At 66.1% G+C, this 22,298-nt stretch carries 20 protein-coding genes; 14 read left to right on the top strand and 6 right to left on the bottom strand.

Going from position 1 to position 22,298, the window contains the following annotated elements:
* Positions 1 to 1,070 precede the first annotated feature (1,070 nt).
* Positions 1,071 to 2,498 (bottom strand): alanine/glycine:cation symporter family protein, encoded by a 1,428-nt coding sequence (locus RM2_RS21040; protein WP_072691457.1) that lies wholly within the window; start codon positions 2,496 to 2,498, stop codon positions 1,071 to 1,073.
* Positions 2,499 to 2,902: 404 nt separating this feature from the next.
* Between RM2_RS21040 and RM2_RS21035 the strand changes: the two genes are divergently transcribed.
* From RM2_RS21035 to RM2_RS21025, 3 genes are all read left to right on the top strand, one after another.
* Positions 2,903 to 3,169 carry a hypothetical protein gene (locus tag RM2_RS21035; protein ID WP_072691456.1) on the top strand — a complete coding sequence of 89 codons (267 nt, stop codon included), beginning with the start codon at positions 2,903 to 2,905 and terminating at the stop codon, positions 3,167 to 3,169.
* 41 nt (positions 3,170 to 3,210) lie between these two features.
* A complete protein-coding gene (locus RM2_RS21030; RefSeq protein WP_072691462.1) occupies positions 3,211 to 3,528 on the top strand; it encodes a ribbon-helix-helix domain-containing protein in 318 nt (105 codons plus the stop codon).
* A 230-nt stretch (positions 3,529 to 3,758) separates the two neighbouring features.
* Positions 3,759 to 3,947, top strand: a complete 189-nt coding sequence (locus RM2_RS21025) for a recombinase family protein (protein ID WP_072691455.1) — start codon at positions 3,759 to 3,761, stop codon at positions 3,945 to 3,947.
* Between the two features lie 106 nt (positions 3,948 to 4,053).
* On the opposite strand, the gene RM2_RS21020 is transcribed toward RM2_RS21025, so the two are convergent.
* Positions 4,054 to 4,449 (bottom strand): protein-tyrosine phosphatase family protein, encoded by a 396-nt coding sequence (locus RM2_RS21020; RefSeq protein WP_072691454.1) that lies wholly within the window; start codon positions 4,447 to 4,449, stop codon positions 4,054 to 4,056.
* A gap of 524 nt (positions 4,450 to 4,973) precedes the next feature.
* On the opposite strand from RM2_RS21020, the gene RM2_RS21015 reads away from it, so the two are divergent.
* A complete protein-coding gene (locus RM2_RS21015) occupies positions 4,974 to 5,948 on the top strand; it encodes a beta-propeller fold lactonase family protein (protein ID WP_072691453.1) in 975 nt (324 codons plus the stop codon).
* 462 nt (positions 5,949 to 6,410) lie between these two features.
* Here RM2_RS21015 and RM2_RS21010 read toward each other — a convergent pair whose 3' ends face one another.
* Entirely contained in the window at positions 6,411 to 8,375 is a 1,965-nt protein-coding gene (locus RM2_RS21010; RefSeq protein WP_072691452.1) for a DEAD/DEAH box helicase family protein, read from the bottom strand.
* Positions 8,376 to 8,436: 61 nt separating this feature from the next.
* Between RM2_RS21010 and RM2_RS21005 the strand changes: the two genes are divergently transcribed.
* The 5 genes from RM2_RS21005 to RM2_RS20985 are packed head-to-tail and all read left to right on the top strand — an operon-like array spanning position 8,437 to position 13,004.
* Positions 8,437 to 9,774 (top strand): type I-E CRISPR-associated protein Cse1/CasA, encoded by a 1,338-nt coding sequence (locus tag RM2_RS21005; protein WP_072691451.1) that lies wholly within the window; start codon positions 8,437 to 8,439, stop codon positions 9,772 to 9,774.
* A complete protein-coding gene (locus tag RM2_RS21000; RefSeq protein ID WP_072691450.1) occupies positions 9,774 to 10,331 on the top strand; it encodes a type I-E CRISPR-associated protein Cse2/CasB in 558 nt (185 codons plus the stop codon). The genes RM2_RS21005 and RM2_RS21000 overlap by 1 nt, the downstream gene beginning before the upstream one ends.
* Before the next feature lie 32 nt (positions 10,332 to 10,363).
* Positions 10,364 to 11,491, top strand: a complete 1,128-nt coding sequence (cas7e, locus tag RM2_RS20995; protein ID WP_072691449.1) for a type I-E CRISPR-associated protein Cas7/Cse4/CasC — start codon at positions 10,364 to 10,366, stop codon at positions 11,489 to 11,491.
* The gene (cas5e, locus tag RM2_RS20990) at positions 11,488 to 12,306 is read left to right on the top strand and encodes a type I-E CRISPR-associated protein Cas5/CasD (protein WP_072691448.1); all 819 of its coding nucleotides are present in this window, start codon (positions 11,488 to 11,490) and stop codon (positions 12,304 to 12,306) included. Before cas7e ends, cas5e begins: the two co-directional genes overlap by 4 nt.
* Positions 12,303 to 13,004, top strand: a complete 702-nt coding sequence (locus RM2_RS20985; RefSeq protein ID WP_072691447.1) for a type I-E CRISPR-associated protein Cas6/Cse3/CasE — start codon at positions 12,303 to 12,305, stop codon at positions 13,002 to 13,004. Before cas5e ends, RM2_RS20985 begins: the two co-directional genes overlap by 4 nt.
* 474 nt (positions 13,005 to 13,478) lie before the next feature.
* Here RM2_RS20985 and RM2_RS20980 read toward each other — a convergent pair whose 3' ends face one another.
* Together RM2_RS20980 and RM2_RS20975 are read right to left on the bottom strand one after the other, a co-directional pair.
* Positions 13,479 to 13,778, bottom strand: coding sequence for a hypothetical protein (locus tag RM2_RS20980; protein ID WP_084721922.1), 300 nt, complete (start codon positions 13,776 to 13,778; stop codon positions 13,479 to 13,481).
* A gap of 201 nt (positions 13,779 to 13,979) precedes the next feature.
* On the bottom strand, positions 13,980 to 15,116 hold the full coding sequence (locus RM2_RS20975) for an LGFP repeat-containing protein (protein WP_084721924.1): 1,137 nt from the start codon (positions 15,114 to 15,116) through the stop codon (positions 13,980 to 13,982).
* Between the two features lie 459 nt (positions 15,117 to 15,575).
* Between RM2_RS20975 and RM2_RS20970 the strand changes: the two genes are divergently transcribed.
* Positions 15,576 to 16,523 (top strand): recombinase family protein, encoded by a 948-nt coding sequence (locus RM2_RS20970; RefSeq protein WP_072691445.1) that lies wholly within the window; start codon positions 15,576 to 15,578, stop codon positions 16,521 to 16,523.
* A gap of 8 nt (positions 16,524 to 16,531) precedes the next feature.
* Positions 16,532 to 17,362 carry a hypothetical protein gene (locus RM2_RS23615; RefSeq protein ID WP_084721921.1) on the top strand — a complete coding sequence of 277 codons (831 nt, stop codon included), beginning with the start codon at positions 16,532 to 16,534 and terminating at the stop codon, positions 17,360 to 17,362.
* 60 nt (positions 17,363 to 17,422) lie between these two features.
* Here RM2_RS23615 and RM2_RS26100 read toward each other — a convergent pair whose 3' ends face one another.
* Positions 17,423 to 18,352 carry a recombinase family protein gene (locus RM2_RS26100; RefSeq protein ID WP_445009104.1) on the bottom strand — a complete coding sequence of 310 codons (930 nt, stop codon included), beginning with the start codon at positions 18,350 to 18,352 and terminating at the stop codon, positions 17,423 to 17,425.
* A 1,165-nt stretch (positions 18,353 to 19,517) separates the two neighbouring features.
* Between RM2_RS26100 and RM2_RS20955 the strand changes: the two genes are divergently transcribed.
* From RM2_RS20955 to RM2_RS20945, 3 genes are all read left to right on the top strand, one after another.
* The gene (locus tag RM2_RS20955) at positions 19,518 to 19,781 is read left to right on the top strand and encodes a hypothetical protein (RefSeq protein WP_072691444.1); all 264 of its coding nucleotides are present in this window, start codon (positions 19,518 to 19,520) and stop codon (positions 19,779 to 19,781) included.
* A gap of 87 nt (positions 19,782 to 19,868) precedes the next feature.
* Complete coding sequence (locus RM2_RS20950) at positions 19,869 to 21,485, top strand: ParB/RepB/Spo0J family partition protein (protein ID WP_072691443.1); 1,617 nt, start codon at positions 19,869 to 19,871, stop codon at positions 21,483 to 21,485.
* A gap of 106 nt (positions 21,486 to 21,591) precedes the next feature.
* A complete protein-coding gene (locus RM2_RS20945) occupies positions 21,592 to 22,149 on the top strand; it encodes a DnaB-like helicase N-terminal domain-containing protein (RefSeq protein ID WP_072691442.1) in 558 nt (185 codons plus the stop codon).
* Positions 22,150 to 22,298: the final 149 nt, after the last annotated feature.

Genomic DNA, 22,298 nt, shown 5'->3' with positions numbered 1-22,298 from the left:
CGGGGTCACGGTCGCCAACTTCGGTATGACTTGTTCGTACATGGCCGAGTTCCGTCGTGTGCTCACGCCTGGAGGCCACATCTTGCTCGCCTTCTTCGAGTCGGAGAGTGAGCCGGTGACGGGGGTTGAGGGACATCTGCCCGGAATCCGGCACTAAGGAGTTACTGCAGATAGCGGCACACTATGTGCGGTAAGGCTTGAATCGACCTGGCTCGACGAATCGTTCACGTCGAGTCGACTCCGGAAACTATGTGCGGTAGCGCGGGAGGTGCGTCTCGGTGCTCGCGGCCGGGTCGGCGGGCGGCCCTCGAGCCTGACCGGGTTGCCGGTGCTCGAGGCCCGCGGGAGTACGACGAACTCGACCAGCGCGGAAAACGTAAACACGCCGTCGAGCTGGTCGGCGAAATATTCGGGCGTCTCCCGCAAGTCCATTTACCGCCACCTCGCACGCGACAGCCCACGACGCCGACAACAGTAGGTGAGTCACCCTGAGCGAGAAACTACTTTGCGGCTGGGGCCAGCTTCAGGATTCCGGGGCCAACAACGAGTGTCTCGCGATGCCGGCAACAAGTCCCTGGAGCAAGTGGCTGCGGACAACAAGTGGTTTTCGTCTGCGGGGTGATTCGACGGTGGCCGTCGGTAGAGTCTCACCGACGCATCACCGACACCAGGGCGCAGGCCCAGGCTTCCGATCCCGAAGGACATCCCATGGCCGACGACCGCCGTTCCGGCGCGGAGCTGCGCGCACGCCGTGAGTTGCTGGGTCTGTCCTCGCAGGAGACCGCGCAACTGCTGTCCGTCGGTGAACGTGCCGTCCGAGGCTGACCGGCGGTCCGCGACTACAACGAGAAAGGCCGGCAGGCGTTCCGTGGTGCGGCCGAACGCGCTGCAATGGCGGCGTTCGAGGCCGCCGACGCCGCCGACCGAATCAACTGGGCTTCGCAACGCGTACGGAAACGTTGAGAAACACAATCCGATAGCGGCACCTGTTCCACCGCAACTCCGGTAGTCACGACGCCCACTGTTTCAGGCGCCGGGACGCGGCCACCTGGCAGGCTTCCGAGAGATGGTCACGTCCTGTCATGCGTGTCCGAATCCTCCCACACCTGCACTCCGCGGACCTCCGGCAGGTCGGAGCGATGGAACACCGGATCGATTCCCCGGATCCGCTGGCGCGTGTAGTGCGCGAACAACGCGAACGCCACACCCGCCAGCGGAACCAGTGCGATGAGGTTGATCGTCGCCATCACACCCATGAAGAGATCGGCCAGCCCCCACACGAGAGGAAGTGACCCCACGGCGCCCGCGAACACGCACACCACGACCAGCGCGCGGAACACTTGCAGTGCACCCCGGGAACCTGTGAGGAACTCGATGTTGGCCTCGCCGTAGTAGTAGTTGCCGATAACCGAGGTGAAGGCCAGGAAGAAGATTGCGATCGCGAGGAAGTGCACTGTCCAGCCGCCGAGATGAGCGGCCAGTGCGTTCTGGGTGAGCGAGGCGCCAGCCGTCGTGCCGTACTCGGGTTCCGACAGCAGGATGATGAACGCCGTCATCGAGCAGACCAGCAGGGTGTCGAAGTAGACGCCCAAGCTCTGCACCAACCCCTGCTTGACGGGATGCGAAACTGCTGCGGTCGCAGCGGCATTCGGCGCGGAACCCATGCCGGCTTCGTTGGAGAACAGACCGCGGCGGATACCGTGCATGAATGCGGCCGCGAAGCCACCGCCGACGACCTCCTCCAGACCGAACGCGTTCTCGACGATCAACTGGAACAACCGCGGCACCTCACCGATATTGAGCACCACGACCACCAACCCGAGGACGATGTATGCACAGGCGACCAGTGGCACGACGATCTGGGTGACCCCCGAGATCCGGCGCACACCGCCGAAGATCACGGCGGCGGTCAGCACCGCGACCGCCACTCCGACAAGTGCCGCCGGCCCGTGCCCCTCGAACCCGATCGACGTCGATGCTGCGTCGACAATCGAGTTGGTCTGCACCGCGTTGAAGACGAACCCATAGGTGAGCGTGATGACGACCGCGAAGATCACACCCATCCAACGTCGCCGCAACCCGTACTGCATGTAGTACGCGGGACCACCGCGGAATCCATCCCGGTCACGCACCTTGTACACCTGCGCAAGGGTGGACTCCACGAACGCGGTCGCCGCACCGACGATCGCCATCACCCACATCCAGAACACAGCACCCGGCCCGCCCATACTGATCGCGATGCCGACCCCGACGATGTTGCCGGTACCGACACGCGAGCCGGCCGAGATGGAGAAGGCCCGGAACGCCGAGATCCCCTTGGTGCCGTCGGGGAGAGTCTCGGCGTGCTCGGTGACCGAGCGCAGCATGTCGGGCAGCAACCGGATCTGCACGAACCGCGACCGCACGGTGAAATACAGGCCCAGGCCCACGAGCAGCACGATCACGCCATACCAGTAGATGCCGTTGACCTTCGTGACAGCATCGACAGCCACATCCATTGATTGATCATGAACTGCTTCGTCCGCCTAAGCAAAATATTGGTGGACTTCTCCGGCTGGTTTCGACGAATCTTGTCCAACGCCATGCACCACGGGGTTGAACTGACACTGGAAAGGGTTGTGCGCGATTGTCATGGCCCGGAACAGCACCAGCTGTTCTGCCGCGACGCGCTGCCTTGCCCCCATGAAAGGGCTGGTGGCGTCGCTCAGTGGTCGGCCAGGGGAGTGACAGTGCGCGGCTGTACCCGGCATTCGAGAGTGTCGGGTGTGACTCGCGGTGACAGATGGTGGCGTTCTCGCGGGAGTCATCTGGCAGCAAGAGTTTGCGATCGGGCTGAGACGGAGATTGAGAAGAGATCTATTTTGTACTACAAAAATAGCCAATTATGTAGTACAGTATTAGTATGGCAATCAAGTGGACCGAGAGTGCTCTCAAGCACGGAATCGACATTGAGGACGCTAAGTATGCCATCGCGCACGCCGAGTATATGGAGACGGAGTTCGACGAACCTCGACCGCCGTCGACCATTCGTCCCACCCTGTTCATCGGTCCGCGGCGCCGACCGGGGGCGCCGTGGCTCGAGGTGATGGTCGAGATCGGCGGCCGCGACGTGACGATCTTTCACGTGATGGAGGCCAGAAAGAAGCACCTCGAGCGGATGGAGGACTGATGACGCCGGATCGGGGAATGGTGGCAGGAACGGAGGAAACCATGACCAAGAAGAAGGACTACGAGGCCGCGGCGAGCTGGGCGGACGACGACATGGTCCTGCCCAAGGACTCGAAGACCGCACGCCGCGGTGCTGCGGCCGCCGAAGCCGGACGGGCGCTGCTCGCCCGCGCGCACGCCGGACGCCCCAGACTCGACCCGGAGGCGAAGCCGGGCACCGTGTCGCCGAAGCGGCAGGTTCGGCTCCCGCTCGCGGTGAGCGAACAGGTCGACGCGATCGCACAAGCGCAAGGACGGCGAGCGGCTGAGGTCATGCGTGAGGCGATCACGCTGTACGTGAAGGACAACGCAGACCGCTGACGTTCACGCGCCCCGTCGGCGCACCCCTGCGCCGACGGGGCAACAGGGCAGGGAACAGGCCCAGCCCATTCATCCCGGGAACGGAACCAATGGACACCGCATTACTGCCGGAGCCAAGTGCCCGATCGAGAGGTCGGGCACTTTCGTCTCCGCGGTCGTTCCGCCGCCATGTCGGAAACCTGTGTCGGTAAACTATGTCGAATACATTGTGGCGAGGGTATTCTCGACGCATGTTGTTCGGTTACGCACGGGTCTCCGCCCCGGATCAGAACCCGGATTCCCAGGTCGAGGCCTGGCGCCGGGCCGGTGTGGACGCCGAGCGTATCCACCTCGATCACGCCGGGGGCGTCAAGGCGTCCCGGCCCCAGCTGGACCTCGTCCTGACCCTGCTGAGCGGTAATGGGACAGTCGGGTATTGAAACCCTCCGAATACAGGCATGCGTGAGCTTCTTGGAGAGGGGACACGACAGGGTCTACTTGGTGTAGTTCCCCGACCCCGGATCTGATGCGGTCCGCCCGCCGGCGTTAGCCGAACCGGGCGACGAATCGTTTCTGCCACGGCGTCTCGACGGCCCTGCGCGAGTAGTTCTCTCGGACGTAGTCGACGGCTTTGTCGGCTGGCACTCCGTCGAGCACCGCGAGGCAGGACATCGCTGTCCCGGTACGTCCGAAACCGCCGCTGCAGGCAATCTCGACGCGCTCACCCTCGGAACGCTCGAGCAATTCACGCAAAGTCGGGACGATAGCTCCCCGGTCGGACGGAAGCCAGAAGTCTCGCCACCGCACCCACCGACTCTCCCACTCGACCAGTGGGGGCTCGCCGCCCTGCAGGTACACCCCGAACTCGGGCTTTTCGCCTGCGGGGAAGGGGTTACGGAGGCCCCGGCCACGAACCAGCCGCCCAGATGGCAAACGCAGCACCCCGGTGTCTCCGGGTCCCAGGTCTCGTTCGTCACTTGATGCCCTTTCGATTCCCTGATCAGTTGGTAGACATTGATCGACGGCGTCACGTCCACCCGTCTAACAAAATCGATCGTTTGCGAGATGCGTGCAGCTCGCGTCCATCAGTACCAAGGTATCGAGGTACTAAGGTATTACGGTTTCTAGCGGTGTGGTGACGGTGTCCTCGATCGCGGCCACGGCGGTCTCTGCGTCGGCGGGAGTCCCCGCGGCGGAAGAGAACTTGTCGAACGCCGACCAGATGCCCGGCTGAGAGCACCACCGGGGTAACCCCGCGTTCACGCCCGCGTTGATCCCTCGGCCCGGCCGTTCGGGTGTTGGATGATACCTTGTGCGGCCTTGTGCCCGTGAGGAGTTCGGCGGATTTGGGGTTGGAATCGGAATCCGGTTGTTAGCCTCCGGTGGGCTGGTGTTCGGTTCCGACCGCCGGTTCCCGACATGACGAAGGTTGATCCGGTTTGTTCCTCACAAGGTAGGAGACGAATGTGAATCAGCACACTACGGTGCGCGGTTACCGCAGGGTCGGGGGGCGCGCCGCGCGTCTCACACTCGCGGTGACCGCCACTTTTGCGATGGTCCTGGGTATGGCCGGGATGGGGGCGGCGGCTGCGGCAGCGGATACTGTCATCGACACCGTCACGGTCGGGTTGGCCCCGCGCGGTGTGGCGGTCACCCCCGACGGGGCCTTCGCCTACGTCACCAACACTGGTGACGGCACGGTGTCGGTGATCGACACCAGCACCAACTTGGTCGTGGGCGCGCCCATCCCGGTCGGGGGCTTCCCGTTCGGGGTGGCGATCACCCCGGACGGAACCCGCGCCTACGTCACCAACTTTGGTGACGGCACGGTGTCGGTGATCGACACCGGCACCAACACGGTCGTGGGCGCGCCCATCCCGGTCGGGCTCTCCCCGGTCGGGGTGGCGATCACCCCGAACGGGTCCTTCGCCTACGTCACCAACAATCTCGACGGCACGGTGTCGGTGATCGACACCGGCACCGACACGGTCGTCGGCGCGCCCATCCCGGTCGGGAACAGCCCGTCCGGGGTGGCGATCACCCCGGACGGAACCCGCGCCTACGTCACCAACAATGGCGGCGGCACGGTGTCGGTGATCGACACCGGCACCGACACGGTCGTGGGCGCGCCCATCCCGGTCGGGACCGACCCGGTCGGGGTGGCGATCACCCCGGACGGAACCCGCGCCTACGTCACCAACAGCAGTGACGGCACGGTGTCGGTGATCGACACCGGCACCAACACCGTCATCGAGACCGTCCCGGTCGGAATCGCCCCGCTCGGGGTGGCGATCACCCCGGACGGGAACCGCGCCTACGTCACCAACGCTGGCGGCGGCACGGTGTCGGTGATCGGCATCGACCAGTGCACCGGATCGTTGTGCCTCGATTTCGGCTCGGGCACAGGCTCGGGCAGCGGCTGGGGCAGCTTTTTCAGCTGACACCCGCACCGTGAAACCGGATGAGGCCGCCACCCCGATCGTGAGGGTGGCGGCCTCATCCGGTTCGTTGACGGGGCTTGGTTCGTTGACGGGGCTTGGCGGTCCGGTGAACCGGCAGCCCACCAGGTCGTCGTGCACAGGCCGGCCTTTCTGGAGGATGTCCCGGGTTCCGGGGAACTTCGGTGGCGGCCCGGTGACCATCACTCTCACTGGTCCACAGAGTGAAGTGTCCGGACACCCCGGGGCGATTCACTTCAGGACGCGGTGATCGTGCAGCAAAGCCTGATGTATCAGCCAGTGCACCGACACACCGACAGTCCGTGAAGTACACCTCTGCCGCCGCCATCTTCTCTCCTCCGATGTCGGGCTGTCAGCCCAAGTGCGGCGGGGGGATGATCCCCGCGTGTGCGGGGCGGATACTTCCTGAACTGGGGTTTTGTGTGCGGGAGGCCCGTTTCGCGTTCAGTTCTGGTTGCCGAACTGGGTGGGGAGGAGCCGGTTGAGTCGGGTGCGCTGTTCAGGTGTCAACGTGCTGGGTTTGAGTGTGGCGAGCCACGCTCCTATCTTGACACGGCGTCCGGTTTTCGGGTCGTCGACGGTGGCGGAGGGTAGGACGTGGGGGATCCGGGTGAGGGCGGTGTAGCGCTCGATCAAGTCGATCTTCGCGTCGACGGAAAGCCCTGTCGCCCGAGAGGGTTGGGTATCCCAACTCCATTCGGTGAGGAGGGGGTCGGTGTCGAACAGGGCCACGATTCGGGTGGGGACGCGGCCGGCGGCTTTCGCTTTGCGGAGTGCCGCGACTCGTTGTCCGAGGGGATACCCGTTCGGGGTGGTGGGGTCGGGGACGGTCAGTGCGGGGCGAGGGTTGAGGGTGTTGCCGCGGAGTGCTTGTTCGCGGAGTTTGTGGTGCACACGGATCCAGCCGCTGGTGGTGCGGCGCACGGTGGCGAGGATGAAGCCTTCGTCGATGTTGGCGGGCAGGCCGACCGTGTCGAACCGGACACGTGACTCGGGTCCGGGGGGTTCGGTGTCGCCGTCGACGGCGCGGCGATGCTCGGCGAGCGAGGCGAAGATCATCTCGTCTTCCTCCGCGAGGACGGTCAGAACCTGCCAGGCGGTCAGGTAGTGGGTGCGGGCGACACGATCCTCGGTGCTGGCGGTGTCGTTCGGTCGGTGCAGGACCGGCAGGATGATCAGCGCGGTGCGGTGGTGGCCGCCGGGGTGGGGGCGTAGGGCACGGCCGACGATCTGGACGATGTCGGGTGCCCCGGTGCGGGGAGCGGCGAACATGACGGCGTCGAGGGCGGGAACGTCGACGCCCTCGGCGAGGAGTCGACAGTTCGACACGACAACGAGATCGTCACCCGGGTCGGCGAGCGCGTTGAGTGCCGCGGTGACGTGGCGGGGGTCGCTGCCACCGTCGACATGAAAGACACGAACATTGTTGCGGGTGGTCTTCGCGAGGGCACGGAACTGGGCGGCCCACGCGCGGGAAATGTCGATCCGGTTGTGGAACACCATCACTGCCCGCAGGTCCGGGTGGGTTTCCGCAGCACGCATCAGGGCGAGTTGCGCGGCCGCGGCCTGGGGGTCGAGGTCGAGGGTGCCAGCTTCCCTCTCGAGGAGATCGAGGGCGGCGGGTTCGGCGACCGCGATGGTAGCGATGCGGTAGTCGGACAGGCGACGGTCGGTGATCGCCTCACGCAGGCTCAAGGGGGCGATCGTCGGGCCGTAGTCGGTGACCGAGGTCATCGAGAGCACCTCGATCGGCCCGAACTCGGGGTCGGTGTCGGTGGGCGGTTCGACGGCGCGGATGGTCGCGGTGGCGAACAGGCGCCGACGCGCGGGAAGGGTGTCGTTGTCGAGGGGCAGCGCCCACGCCTTGTCGGCAGTTCCGGCGGTGCGGTGCGCCTCATCGCAGATCAACAGATCCCAGGTGATGCCGGCGGAGCCGGTGGCTGCGCCGACAGCGGGGGAGGACGCGTAGGTGGCGACGACCAGGATGTCGCCGCCACCGGTGATCAGTTCGGCGAGATGGTCGGGGTCGGTGGTGATCTCGACGTCGAGCGCTGCGGCAGCCTCGTCGGGCGCCAGGTCCGCCTCGACCTCGCCGCGCTCGGGGGTGGAGAACTCGTCGGTGTTCGCGCCCCGCTCGTTGCAGACGGCAATGAGGCGCGTATTCGGGCGGGAAGCGCGCAGGACGTTCGCGGTCTGCACCAGCAAACGCACGGTCGGCACGAACACCACGGCCCGGTGCGCGGCGGCGTCCCCCGACTCGAGGAGTCCGGCCATGACAACGGTTTTCCCGGTCCCGCAGGGCATCGTCAAGGTTGCGCGCGGGTACCCCTGCTCCCAGGCGGCGGTGAGCTGGTCAAGTGCCTGCTGCTGGTACGGGTGCAGCAGGAAGCGGGGTGCGGATTTCTGCATTGCCCAACAATAGAGGACCACAACAATATTCAGTTCTATAGATCATGTACGGTCATTCGTCATGGACCTTCTGACCGAGTCGTGGATCGACGTGTTCACCGTCGATGGCCCGGCAACGCTGAGCCTGCTCGAGCTGGCACGGAACCTGGGGGACGTCCTCGACATCGCGTCGAGTGACCCCCTCGAAGACGCGGCCGTCCTGCGGATACTCATGGCCGCTGACCTCGCCGGCGACGGCGATCTGGTGGGATGGTTGACCTCCACCGCCGGGAAGTGGGAGTTGTTCGACGCCTCGGCACCGTTCGGGCAGAACCCGCAGCTCCGTGAGCATGTGGGTGAGCGGACTGTCGGCCCCGCGGTGACGTTGCCGTACCGGTTCGCGGGGAACGGGGCGGTCCTGCTCGACCACCACCACAACGAGTCCGCGGTGCGGTTGACACCGGCCGCGGCGGCGCGGGCGTTGCTGATGCGGCAGCAGTTCTCCGTCGGCGGCATCCAACCGTTCCCCGAGACGATCTTCGGACTCAAGGCGGCCAAGGCGGCCGTTGCCGCGTCCCGGCCGCTGGTGTGGATCGACGCCGGGAACCTCGCCGACACCCTCGCCGCGAACCGGCGCCCCGGCCCGGTGGGGGCATTCCAACACAGTTGGCCGGGCGGCAAACCGGGACACGACCGGGACCGGGGAGGCCAAGCGGACGCGTTGACCTGGCACGCGCGGTCGATGCTGCTGGTCCCCGACTCCGACGGCTACGTCACCGGCCTTTCGATCACCGAGGGACTGCGCTACGGCGACGACACCGACCCGCAGCTGATCCCGCACACCAGCTACAAACGGAAGAAGAAATCCGAGCCCTACACCGCGTGGGACGTGCACGCCGCCCGCCCCGCCTGGCGGCAACTGCTGACCGCGTACGCGTCGATCGACGCACCCGGTGTTCTCGCCGCCGACCTGCCCGAACGTGGCCGAATCCGGTTGGCCGGGTTGGCGTCCTACCAGTCGCGGCTCGACGGCCCGGTGACCGGGGCGCTGCCGGTGCCGCAGATCAGCAGGACCGAAGCGGGTGTCCTCGACACCGGAATCGGTGAGGCCCGCACATACCTGATCGGTCGAGTCATCGCCGCCGGACGGATCCTGGCCCCGTCCTCGACACCGACCTCGCCGGGTGCGTGGTGGAAGCGGGCGATGCCCACCGACTCACGCCTGAACCACGACCTCGAACCGGTCGTCCGGAGCGCCCTGACCGGCGAAATCACCGTCACCGACGCGGTCGACGCGATGCGTGCGCTCGCGAACCTCTGTGTCGACGAGTTCGCCGGCACCCTCGCCCACAGATCCCCGGTTGCCGCCGTCGCCGCGACAACACCACCCGCACCGAAGAAGGAAGGCGTCACGCCCTGATGACCGGCTCCGAGATCACCACCCACACCCCCGCCGACCGCTACATCCGCCACCTCGCGGCCGCCGCCCACTCGGCCGACCCCGCGTTGGCGCGGCTACGCCGCTGGCGCCCCGACGGTGTCGTCGACGTCGACGTCATCCGGCTCACCTCCGCCGCCGACGACGAGCAGTGGATCGCCTGGGCACTGGCCGGCAAACTGTTCGCGTCCTGGCACTCCGGTCGCGCCGGTACCCGCTACGGCCGCCCGGGCACCGGACTCGGCCACGGTCTCCGCAGCCTCGGCGCCACCGGATCCAGGGGCCCACGCAACCCCGGTGCGGTGCGGTTACTCGACCGGCTCATCGCGGCAGGCAGTGACGTCGCCCTCGCCGACACCCTCGACGCGATCGGCCGACAACTCCGCACCGTCGACTACCCGCCGCACTGGGCGACGATCGCCACAGAAATCGAGGCGTGGCGAAACCCGGCAACCCGCACCGATATCCGGGTGTTGTGGGCACGACAGTTCCACACCTACCAGCCGGCAGCGGTCGAGCCTGCCGCCGACGAATCCTGACACCACCCCCGACCGACCGAAGGACACCCCACATGATCGACACCGCACTCGCCCCGTTCCTGGCCCTGCACGTCCTCCAGGCCGTGCCCGCCTCACTGCTCAACCGCGACGACGCCGGCGCGATCAAGAAGATCACCGCCGACGGTGTGCCCCGGGTCCGCGTCTCGAGCCAGTCCTGGAAACGTGCCATCCGGATCGGGGTGCGCACCGCCGCGATCGAGGGCGGCACCTTCGGTCTGCGGACCACCCGCTTCCCGAAGCTGACCGCCGACGCGCTCGCCGCCACCCACGGGATCGACCCGCACCGTGCCGCAGCGGTGTCCGCGGCGGTCTTCACCGGTCTCGGTCTCAAAGCGAACGAGAAGACCGGCAACACCTCCGTCGCCGTGTTCGCCTCCGAACAACTCCCCGCCCGCGTCGCCGCCGCGATCGCCGAGCACGACACCGACATCACCTTCGACGAGAAGAAGGGTGTCCTCGTCCCGGATCCGGTCCTCACCGCCGCCCGCGCCGCCCTCGACGTCGACGCCACCATCGACCTCGCACTGTTCGGCCGGATGCTCGCCGAAATCCCCGGCAGCAACGTCGACGGCGCCGCCTCGGTGGCACACGCCTTCTCCGTCGACCCACTCGCACTCGAAGCCGACTTCTTCACCGCCGTCGACGATGCCGCCGGTGTGGGGGAGGCGGTCTCGTCGATGCTCGACACCATGGACTTGGCGGCCCCGACCCTCTACCGGTACGTCGAACTCGACCGACGCCAGCTCCGCACCAACCTTGCGGCCGCATCGACCGACCCGGCCGTCGTCGAAAACCTGGCCCTCGCCGCCGAAGCCGCGTTCGTGGAGTGGACCATCCGCTCACTGCCCGCCTCGAAGAAACGCTCCTCGGCCGCACACACCCTGCCGATCCTGGTCCTCGCCGACACCGGCACCGCCGTCTACTCCCTCGCCGACGCGTTCTCCCCGGCCATCCGCGGCGACCAGGTCGCCGCCGACGCGGCAGCCCGCCTGCTCCGCCACTCCGCCGCCGCCCGCCCCTTCACCGGCGGGGAGACCACGGCCCTGACGATCAACCCGACCATCGCCGACACCCTCGACCTGACCGGTGTCGACGTCGCCGACACCCTCGACGACCTGATCACCCGGATCCGCCGATGACCACCGCGACCGTCACCTTCCGCCTCGCCGGCCCCCAGCAGGCGTGGTCCGCACGGGAACGGCGCGCCCACCGCCCCACCCAGGACCACCCCACCAAGTCCGGGATCGTCGGCCTGGTCGCCAATGCGCTCGGCCGGGACCGCACCGGCGACATCTCCGACCTGACCGCCCTGCGATTGGGGGTGCGCGCAGACCGGCCCGGGAACATCGAATCCGACTACCACACATCCGGATCCGGCCGCTTCCCGCTGCTGCCCGCCGAAGTGCTCGCGGACCCGGCGCTGGCCCGCGCCGCCGCGAAGGGCCTGCCCACCGAGCGCACCTACGCGGCCCCGAAGAACATTCGCCGCGACAGCAAGGACATCCTGGTCGGCAAGCGGGAGGCCGCGATCCTGACGACCGACGAATACCTCGTCGACGCCGTGTTCACCATCGCCCTGACCGGCGCCCGGGGCCTCGTCGACGCCATCGCAGCCGCGCTCACCGCACCGGCCCGCAGCCTGCACCTCGGACGCAAGGCGTACCCGCTCTCGGCCCCGCCCGCCCCGGTCGTCCACCCGGTCGCAGACCCCGCCGACGCCCTCGCCCTCGTCCCCCCCGCAGAGGTCGCCTCCCGGTACACCACCTGGATCGAAGAAACCCCCGTCCGCAGCCACCCGGCCGCGGACACGCAGATCACCGTCGACCAGCCGACCCGGTTCGACCAGCGCCGCAACACTCCACGTCTCGAATCCCGGCGCACCACGGCCGCAGTGCCGCACCCGCCCACCGGCACCCGCACTGTCGACTTCTTCGCACCCGAGGAGCACCCATGACCACAGTCTCCGCACCCGAGACGCTGGCGTTGCACACCAGCTACCTCACCCTCGACGCCCACCACCGCATCGTCCGAGACGCGCTGCTCGACGCGCACCTGATGCACCGGCTCATCATGTCCGGCTGGCGTGAGGACATCTTCCCGGGCGAGGAAGAGTCTCGGGCGAGCCTGCGGATCCTCTACGCACTCACGGCGGGCACCGACCACCGCGTCCGCGTCGTCGCGCAAGCGAACACCCCACCGAACTGGCACCTCGACACCGGTGTTCTCGTCGGCGACGTCGATCAACGCACCCGGCAGGCACCCTTGGCCGGCACCATCAGCTTTCAGCTGACCGCAGCACCCCACAAATCCGTGCCGTCCACCGGCCGCACCGAGTCCGGTGCCCGCCCCCGCGGGAAGAAGATTCCGCTCCCGCAGGCAGAGCAAGAAGACTGGGGCCGAAAAGCGTTGACCCGGGCAGGACTGGACGTCCTCGACCTGAACGTGCGGCCCGGGACCGGGATCGGAAGCGCCCTCAAGTCCCTGCCGGCGAACCAGCGGCCGACACCGACCGCGGTCTTCGCGCACACCACCATCGTCTACACCGGCACCGCCCGGATCACCGACCCCGGCGCCCACCGCTCCGCCCTCACCGGCGGCATCGGACCCGCCAAAGCCTACGGATGCGGGCTCCTCCTCACCCGAACCGCATAACGTGCTGTACTCGCCCTCATAGTTGCCCCGCACCCGCGGGGATCACCCGATGATCTAGAGGACTGAACCCCCACCACCACCACAAGAACAACCGCCCCGCACCCGCGGGGATCACCCGCTCCACAGCGACCCACTCCGCGAACACCGGGCACGAGAACAACGAACACCGCGGGCGCCTGCACGGTTAGTGCGGACCCGCGGAATCCGGTGAGATGTGTTGTGAGGCGTGTGAGGCTGGGTGTATGCCGAAGTCGGCACCACCGTCATCGGAGAATCCAGAAACTGTTCGCCGGGGCCAAGAATTAGTCGTTGACTCGGTGGTGGTTGATCACACGGATACCCCCACCTTCTGGTGGGGGTATCCGTGTCCTGTGGCACTCGATGTGTCGTTGTCAATGCCTGAAAATCCGGGTCATTGCGAGTCGGGTCAACGCTCGGGATCGGAATGATGAACGGGATGCTCGAGCGAATCATCTATGTAGGGGTGGTTCGATCCTTGATCAGGTGATTTGCGGCCGTCAATCCGAGCTCAGGATGTAGCTCCCGCAAGGCACGAACGGCTGACACTCTGTCCGTCGACTTGGCCAAGGCGGCATCGATGTCGGCAGCCGGGATACTTGCAGTCCCGCTATCCTCGGGTGTGTCGCTGAGCTTGCGCCTCCATGCTTGAACGGCGGTGACGAGAGTCCCAACGATCACGAAGGCGTACACCGCCAGAATGATCCAATCAGTCACCGTTACGTCGGCACTGAAACGGTCGATCATGGTGGTCACGCCGAGGAATAGGAGTGCAAGCGCTACAACTGTTGCTGCCCAACGCGTCAAGGGCTCTAGAGCAGTCTGGTTCGGTGGGTTCACCGCTGTCTCATTTCTCTCGGTTGAGCATGCCGTTCGGATGTTCGAACCTTGGCCGGCGGGCGTCAGACGCAGACCATCGATACCCGCCGACTATCAGTCCATGTTGAACAGTCACGCTCACCGGCAATTGTCCGCTATGGCGTCCAAAGCGAGGAACTCGGTTGCAAGACCAAGAGTGATCTTGCCGGTCTGGGACCACGCCAGTGCCCGTTCTCCGGGCAAACTCGCACCCCTCCATAGCTGAAACGCCTCCTTGGCTCCGCCGACGCTCGTCACGAAATTACGGAACTGAAGTACCTTGGAAGCGGGTATTGCAAGCGTCCCCGCCGCAACGACAATCGACGCCATGCAGCGAGCCTCCTTGACGCCGATCCCATCCCCGAATCGGCACGCACCTCCTGGTCCTCCGTATGTGCCCAGGACGCAGAAATCGCCAAATGGCCAGGTCTTTGATGTGATGGCGTCTCCACTGCTCGGGAGGGGGTAAGGGACTCCCGGAGTGGTAGGCAGAATGCTTGCCGGAGGTGTTGGTTTGACCGACGTTTCATTTGGCACGGGCACATCGGTCGGCGGGATCTCTTCAGTTGCGACCGCCGGACTCGATGGATCTGTCGACGACGTGGTGGCGCTCGACGGCGGTGTCGATTCGCTCCCTTCCTCAGTGCGCAGCGACTTTGTGTCAAGAGTTGCGACCGTCGGATCGACGTATCCGTAGGCAGGGACTTTCATGTCGACGACCTCAATAGTGCCGTTCTCGAAATCCTGCTTGAACCCGTCCGAGTACGAAGGATTGGTGTATTCGTCCGTCCTCGGGAACCCGTAGGGCGAGTTCTCCCACCCCTCTACTGCCCACTGATCCCGCACCATGCCCCATATTTGATGAGCATCGGTGGCCGGCGACCAGTAGATAGAACCACCCTGGAAGTGGTTAAACACGCCCTGCCCCTGTGGGGTCGGTAGCTCCCGAGTAGTGGGATAGTGCAAACTTCCGGTCTCCCAACCGAAGTCACCCCACTTGTCTCGAATACGCCCACCTATCTGGTGTGCTCCGGTGTCGGAATGCCAGTAGATCGAATTGCTGCGTTCGAATACCTGAAATCTTCCGAAGTCGGCTGCGTTGGATTCCGGGGTAGTCGGATTTCCGAACTTGTTGTATCCGCCTGCCTGGTCATACTCGACCTCGATCGCCCCCCCCACAATATAATTCCCGATCCACCGATCGGCCATCGCTGGCGACGCCGACAAGAGCCCCATCGCCACGGCAGCGACAGTGACTGCAGAGACCGCAGGTGCCCAACGACGTAGTAGATCAGCGCGCCGCCGCCCCTTCGGTAAAGCACTCAAACGCATATAAGAATCCTCTCGTTGCACCAGGTGCCGTAGATCCGCTTCACCGGAACTTGTCTTACGAAGGAACATCGGTCAGCGACAGACGTCCCCCGTCGAATCGGACCATCCGCGAAGATCACGAAAGAGCCACGCGGAAGCATCTTTTGGATAAAGACGCTGAAGGATCCGCGTACATTAGCGCAGATGTTCACAGAGTCCTAACCGGCGCCCTGGCTTCTGGTTGGTTGACCGGCCTCTCTGGGCAGAAGTAGCCAAAGATGAGGACACCCGCCGGAAACTAGTGGGCCGACGCACCGACCCGATGTCGAAAACCCGTGTCGATAAACTATGTCGAATAAACCTTGTTGAGGGTATTCTCGACACATGTTGTTCGGTTACGCACGGGTCTCCACCCCGGATCAGAACCCGAAATCCCAGGTCGAGGCCCTGCGCCGGGCCGGTGTCGATACCGAACGCATCCACCTCGACCACGCCGGGGGCGCCAAGGCATCCCGGCCCCAGCTGGATCTGGTCCTGACCCTGCTGCGCGGCGGCGACTCGTTGGTGATCACTCACCTGGACAGGCTCGCCCGGTCGACGGCGCACCTGATCGGCCTCGGCGCCGACCTACACGAGCGGCGGGTGGGTCTGAGGGTGCTCGAGCAGGGCATCGACACCGCCACCGCCGAAGGCGCGGCGATGATCGGGATGCTGTCGGTGCTCGCGGACCTGCACCACGAGCTGGCGGTGGCGAATACCCGCGAGGGACGCGACGCGGCCCGTGCCCGCGGCCGCAAGGGTGGGCGGCCGGCGAAACTCACCGGCGAGCAGATCCAACTCGCCCAACACCTCTACGACGGCGGCGAGCACACCGTCGCCGAGATCGCGGACAGGTTGAACGTGCCCCGTACCACCGTGTACGGGCACCTGAACAAACAGCCCAGGACCAGCCCAGGCACCCCCGCCCGCCCCGGCGGCGACCGTCCCACAGCGGCGAGGTCGCCGCGGGCCTGCCCGACCTGCGGATACGAACCGACCACCCGCGCCGAGGCCGCGCATCAACGCGCCGACCTGGCCGTCACCTGGCTCCACCCGGATCCCGGACACCCCGACACTGTGCTCGAGCGACACCATTGCCGTCAGTGCGAACCCGACCAGCCGGCGTTCGACATCGCGTGCACGGTCTGCGGCGACGGCCCCATCCTGGCCGGCACACTCGCCGAACAGGCCGACGCCGGCACCCTGCCCGCACCGGTACAGCACTGGCTTGCGGCGGACGGATGGCACACCAACCCGGTACTGCTCTGCCCAGACCACACTGCTCAGCAGTAGAAAAGGCGGTGATCGAGTTGACCGACGCGATCCACGACGCCCGCAGTTGGGTGAGCGAGCAACTCCGTTTCCCTCAACGCGCCCCCCGCACCACCGCAGTCTTCGACTGGACCGGCATCAGCGCAGCCACACAATCGGCGGTAGCCGACCTCGCCGGCCCACTTCTCGACCCGAACGAAATCACCGCGCAGCCGCACTGGTGGGACACCGTCACCGGACGGTCCCGCCGATACCGGCAACTGACCACCGAACAGCGTGACGAACTCCGCCGCGCACACTCACCGCTGCACTGGCCGCTGCGCGACGAAGGCCCCGAGATCCGACTCGTCGCCATCGCAGAAAACGTGGTCACACACCTCCTCGCGAACCCCTCCTGGTCGCACCCCATGCTCCACGGACACCGACCCGTACTCGGATTCACCATCGAACTGCACCGGATCGCCGCGGCCGCACACGAACTGCTGACCCTACGAACGAACACCCCACCACAACCGATCCGCGACGGAACTCACCAGCTCACCCGGGCGAGAGCCGAGTGGGAACGACGCCAGGTCGTGGCCGCCCGAGCCGAAGCCGGCCTCGTCGACCGGGTCGCCGCGCTCCGCGCCCACCACCGCGCCCTGGCAGCCATCGAGGCGAGCCTGCACAACCTATGGGCCGTGACCGAACTGGCCGCCGGAGGAGGCGACGTGGACCAGCTCTATCAACAGATCACCGGATCCGAGTACGCCGCCGAACACACCGCCACCAGGTGTGGCGAGGTCGGCGACATACACGCCGACCTCGACGCCCAGATCGCCTACCTCGACAGTCTCATCCGGCCGCACCACAACACATGACGACAACAGCCGTACTGCCGCGGCGCTGCCTTGCCCTATGAGAGGTGCTGGTGGCGTCGCTCAGTGGTCGGCAGGGGAGTCGGATCGTCGACTCTTCTCTCGTGCGAGGGTCTTGTAGAGGCCAGGCTGCGAAAGATTGAACAGCTTCGAGAGTTCCGCGACGGAATGCTCACCGCTTCTATGCAGGTCGTAGAGCTGTGATTGCTCCGCGGCATCGAGTCGGGGTTTGCGCCCGGAGAAACCGCCGGCCGCGCGGCGACGGGCATTGCCCTCCATCGTCCGCAGACGAATCAGCCCGGACTCGAACTCGGCGAACGTCGTCGACAACATCGCGAACACTTCCCGCCCGATCGGATCCCGCGGATCGTGCACGGTGCCCCCGACCATCAACCGCACATCGCGATCCCGCAGATCGGTGGTGATCGCACCCAGGTCAGCGGCCGAGCGGGCCAACCGATCAAGGGTGGTGACCACCAACGTGTCCCGCGCCGACAACGCCGACAAGACGGCAGTCAGAGCCGGTCGCGTCCGGTCGCGGCCGGTCAGCCCATGATCGACATGAATAGCGTCGGCGCCGACACCCCGCGCCACCAATTGATCCCGCTGACTCTTCTCGTCGCCCGCGGACGACGAACATCGTGCATACCCGATCAGCATCCCACCATCGTATTCCACGAACACACCCCTCCACGGAGAGTCCGCGCAAACACGAGCCACCACGTGATCCGTGGCCGGTGTGGTGATCCCCGCGTGTGCGGGGTACGTACAGAACAGCCCGTCGGCGATCGTCACCGAGACACGCTTCGCGGATAATCCCCGCGTGTGCGGGGTGTAGGCAATCCTCGCGACCTGGGAATGCTTGCGGTGCGGGTGATCCCCGCAGGTGCGGGGTGCAGTGCCGGAGTTGGTCGAGATAGCGAAGATAGTCCGGGTGATCCCCGCGTGTGCGGGGTGCAGCGGATTCGACCGTTCGAGAGTGTCAGTGGGCACGGGTGATCCCCGCGTGTGCAGGGTGCAGTTCGGGGCAGGCGAGAATTTCCGCCTCTGGGTCGGGTGATCCCCGCGTGTGCGGGGTGCAGCTGCCGCTGACCGACGTCCCTACGTAAGACAGGGGGTGATCCCCGCGTGTGCGGGGTGCAGAACAACGCCGCGTCGGGGGTCAAGCACCTCGTAGGGTGATCCCCGCGTGTGCGGGGTGCAGGCCGTCGAAGTATTTCAACGCTTCATCGACGACGGGTGATCCCCGCGTGTGCGGGGTGCAGGACGGCCACTTGCGTGCGGAGCGGTCCCAGAAGGGGTGATCCCCGCGTGTGCGGGGTGCAGACCGAACTTCGAATTCTGGTTCAGATCAGGACCGGGTGATCCCCGCGTATGCGGGGTGCAGGGAACGTTGCGCAAAATCATGTTGACGTCGTAGGGGTGATCCCCGCGTGTGCGGGGCGCAGTTCGACGTGTCGAGTTTCTTCTACTCGGCAGCGGGGTGATCCCTGCGTGTGCGGGGTGCAGACGAGAACGTGTCGCAAATCTGATCCCCTAGACGGGTGATCCCCGCGTGTGCGGGGTGCAGATCCATTTCCCATCGAGTAGCCGGTACAACCGAGGGTGATCCCCGCGTGTGCGGGGTGCAGGCTTGTTGACCTGGAGTGATGTGTCGCGGATTGCTGTTTCTCGTTCAGTTCTGGGTGTTGAACTGGGAGGGGAGGAACTGGTCGAGTCGAGTGTGCTGTTGAGGTGTCAATGATCTGTGTGGCGAGCCACACCCCGATTTTGCCACGCCTGCCTGTGTGGGGGTCGTTGACGGTGGTGGGAGATGGTCGCGGTTCGGGTTGCGCCTGCCGGCGGCCGACCACCTGCGGTGTTCTCCGAATAGTGCTCCGCTGCGCTCCGCCCGGCAAAGAGCATTGATTTGTTTCTCCTTCTGGCCTTCCGATTCTGATCGGCGGTGACCTGCGCGCAACCCGTGACTACGCTGCGCTCCGCCCTTCGGGTCGAACCACTTTCCCCACCCCGTACTCGCTGCGCTCGCTGGGAAAACTGCTCCGATCCCAAGTTGCACTCCGGCCCCCTCATACCGATCCGATTCTCCTTTGCCAGAAGGCGAAAAAAATTGGCGGGGCACCGGTCCCGGCTCGCTTTCCGGCAGAGAAGGAGCGTCATGTACGACCTGGAGACGATCGGCGCGGCTGCCGCCACCGTGGCGGAGTTGTTCGGCGACGGCCGTTTGTTCGAAGAAGCGATCGCCGAGCACTGCGACTGCGGTGAGGTGGACCGGTTCGTCGAGTGGCTGCGCGCGGCCGACAACCAGCGCGGGGCCGAGGATCTGCTGTTCGCGCACATCAAGTGGGACGAGTGCGCGACCGGGCACACCTCGCTGCATCAGCCGGACCCACCGGCGCGGCAAGCGCTTTCGACCCGCTGACCCACGAAACACCCCGCACACGCCAGAACACCGGGCAGCGACTATCTGCCCGGTGTTCTGGAAGCGAAGTCTAGGAGAGAGACCATCATGACCGCAATCCAGAACGGACCCCGCGCCGAAATGATCGACGGCGAAATCTTCGTCCGACTCGATCCGCACGCCCTCGACATCGGTGCCAACGTCCGCGACCAGGTCGACTTCACGGCCACCCCGGAGTTTGTGGAATCCGTTCGTGACCACGGGGTTCTCGAAGCGATCAGCGCGGTCCAACACGAAGACGGCCGGATCGTCGTGCGGGACGGGCAACGCCGTACCCTCGCCGCTCGCGTGGCCGGCGTGGATTCGATCCCGGTGATCGTGCGCCGGGACACCACCAGCGGCGAGGATGAACGCAACGCCGAACGTGTTGTTGCGCAAATGGAGGCGAACGACCAACGACTCGCTCTCACACCAGGCCAACGCGCCGCAGGAGTGGCGGAATTGTTGGACCTGGGTATGTCGGTGACCAAGGTCGCCAAGTTGATCCACGCGCCCACGGCGTGGGTGCAGCAGGCCGGGAAGGTCGGCAAGTCCACGGTGGCGCGCAGCACCCTCGACGACAACCAACTCGACTTGGAGCGGGCCGCGATCCTCGCCGAGTTCGACGGAGACGAGGAAGCAGTCCGGAAACTGCTCGGCTGCGGGCGGTGGAATTTCCACTCGGTCGCCGAAGAGCTGCGGGCCGCACGAATCGAGCGGGAGGAATTCGAGGAGGCGGCAGCACCCTACGCGGTGAAGGGATTCCGTGTTCTGCCCGATCACCCCGGCTACGGGACCATGCTGGCGATGGCTGACCTGCGCACCGGCGAGGGCGGCGAGGTCACCGCCGAACACGCCGAGGCGAACGCCGAGCACTGGACGGTGGTGCTGAGCAAAGGGCAGTTCATCACCGACATCGAGACCGGACTACCCATCGATGAGGATTGCGTCGACTGGTACACCGAGGGCCAGGCCGATATCGAGCCCGAGGACGGGCTGGTGCACGCCAACACCGTCACCATCGAGGACCAATGGCTTCCCGAGTACCTGTGCGCCGATCCGGACGCGGCCGGACTGCACCTCTCGCCCGTCATGGCAGCGGTGAAGGCCGGCGGGCCTCGAGCGGACACCGTGGACACCTCCGGGGATCCACGGGCGGAGGCCGAGCGTCAGCGGCTCGAAGAGCAGGCCGAGGTCAGGCGCACGCAGCTGGAAACGGAGGCGAGGGTGCGCCGCGAACGCAAGAGGGTGCGGGTACTCAACGTCAAGGCCGAAGCCGCGACCGTCGTTCGGCGCAAGTTCCTGTGCAGCCTGCTCGCGGCCAAGACACCGCCGAAATCGGCTGCCGTGTACGTGGCCATCACCCTCGCCGGTGACCGGGACCTGCTGACCGAATACCGGTCCTACGCCGTCCTCGCGGAACTGCTCTCGCTCAAAGGGCAGCACGAGGCGAAGGTCGTCATCGCCGATCAGGTCGCCAAGTCCGGTGCCGGGCGCGCCCAGGTGCTCACCCTGGCCCTGGTCCTCGCCGCCCAGGAATCGCGCATGGTCAAAGATGCCTGGCGCTCACACCCGAGGGGCACCGACCACTACCTCGCCTTCCTGGCCGAGTGCGGCCACACCCTGACCCCCGTGGAGGAAGTCGCCGCAGGTCAGAGCATCGCCGATCAGATCGATATCGACTGACACCGAGGGGTGGGGCGAGAGCGTGTCTCTCGCCCCACCCCTCTTGATCGCTATGAATCTTGACCCGACCCGTCAGGCCATCTCACCCCGAAAGGACCGCCCCGCCATGACCACAGCACTCGCCCTCATACCCGCCGAGACTGGCGACGCCCACCTCGGCGACAACATCCAAGCGGCCGATTTAGGCATCGACGCACACACCGACGTCGAGGCACTGTGCCTGTGCGCACTGCTCTGGGCGCCCACCGCCGCAGCACGAACGGCTGTGGCCGTCCTCGAGACCGCCGACTTCCAACAGCCCATCCACCAGGAGCTCTACGCCGCCACGGCCGCGCTTATCGGATCGGGTGCTCCGCACGATCCCACGATGGTCGCCGCCGCGCTCGAGCAGGCCGGTAAACTCGCCGGCCACCACGGCCGCCAGCGGTCCCGCCACCTCACGACCGTCACTACCCGAGGTGCCGACCACATCGCCCTCGACTACTACGTGCGTGCTGTTCTCGCCCAGGCATACCGGCGCAGCTTCGTCGACGCCGCGCAGTCCTTGGCCCAGGCCGCACAGCACCTGCCCGAAGACCAACTGTTCGAGCACCTGCTGACCATCGGCCGCCAACAACGCACCGCCACCGAACGCCTCCGCAACCTCGGACGAACAGGCCAATGAGCGTCGAGGTCCCGGGTCAGGGCAAAGCCGCAGCTCTACAATTGCGCGAAATGGAGACCCTACGGACGCCGTGGTACTGGCGTCGAGTACGCCAAGAAGCACGTAACCGCTGGCTCACCCAGGGAAGCCGCGGCCTTCGTGGGATGACA

The organism is Rhodococcus marinonascens NBRC 14363 (genome assembly GCF_001894885.1).
In the GTDB taxonomy this organism is placed as follows: Bacteria; Actinomycetota; Actinomycetes; order Mycobacteriales; family Mycobacteriaceae; genus Rhodococcus_F; species Rhodococcus_F marinonascens.
The sequence above is the reverse complement of the archived record's forward strand: the minus strand, read 5'-3'. Positions and strand labels throughout refer to the sequence as shown.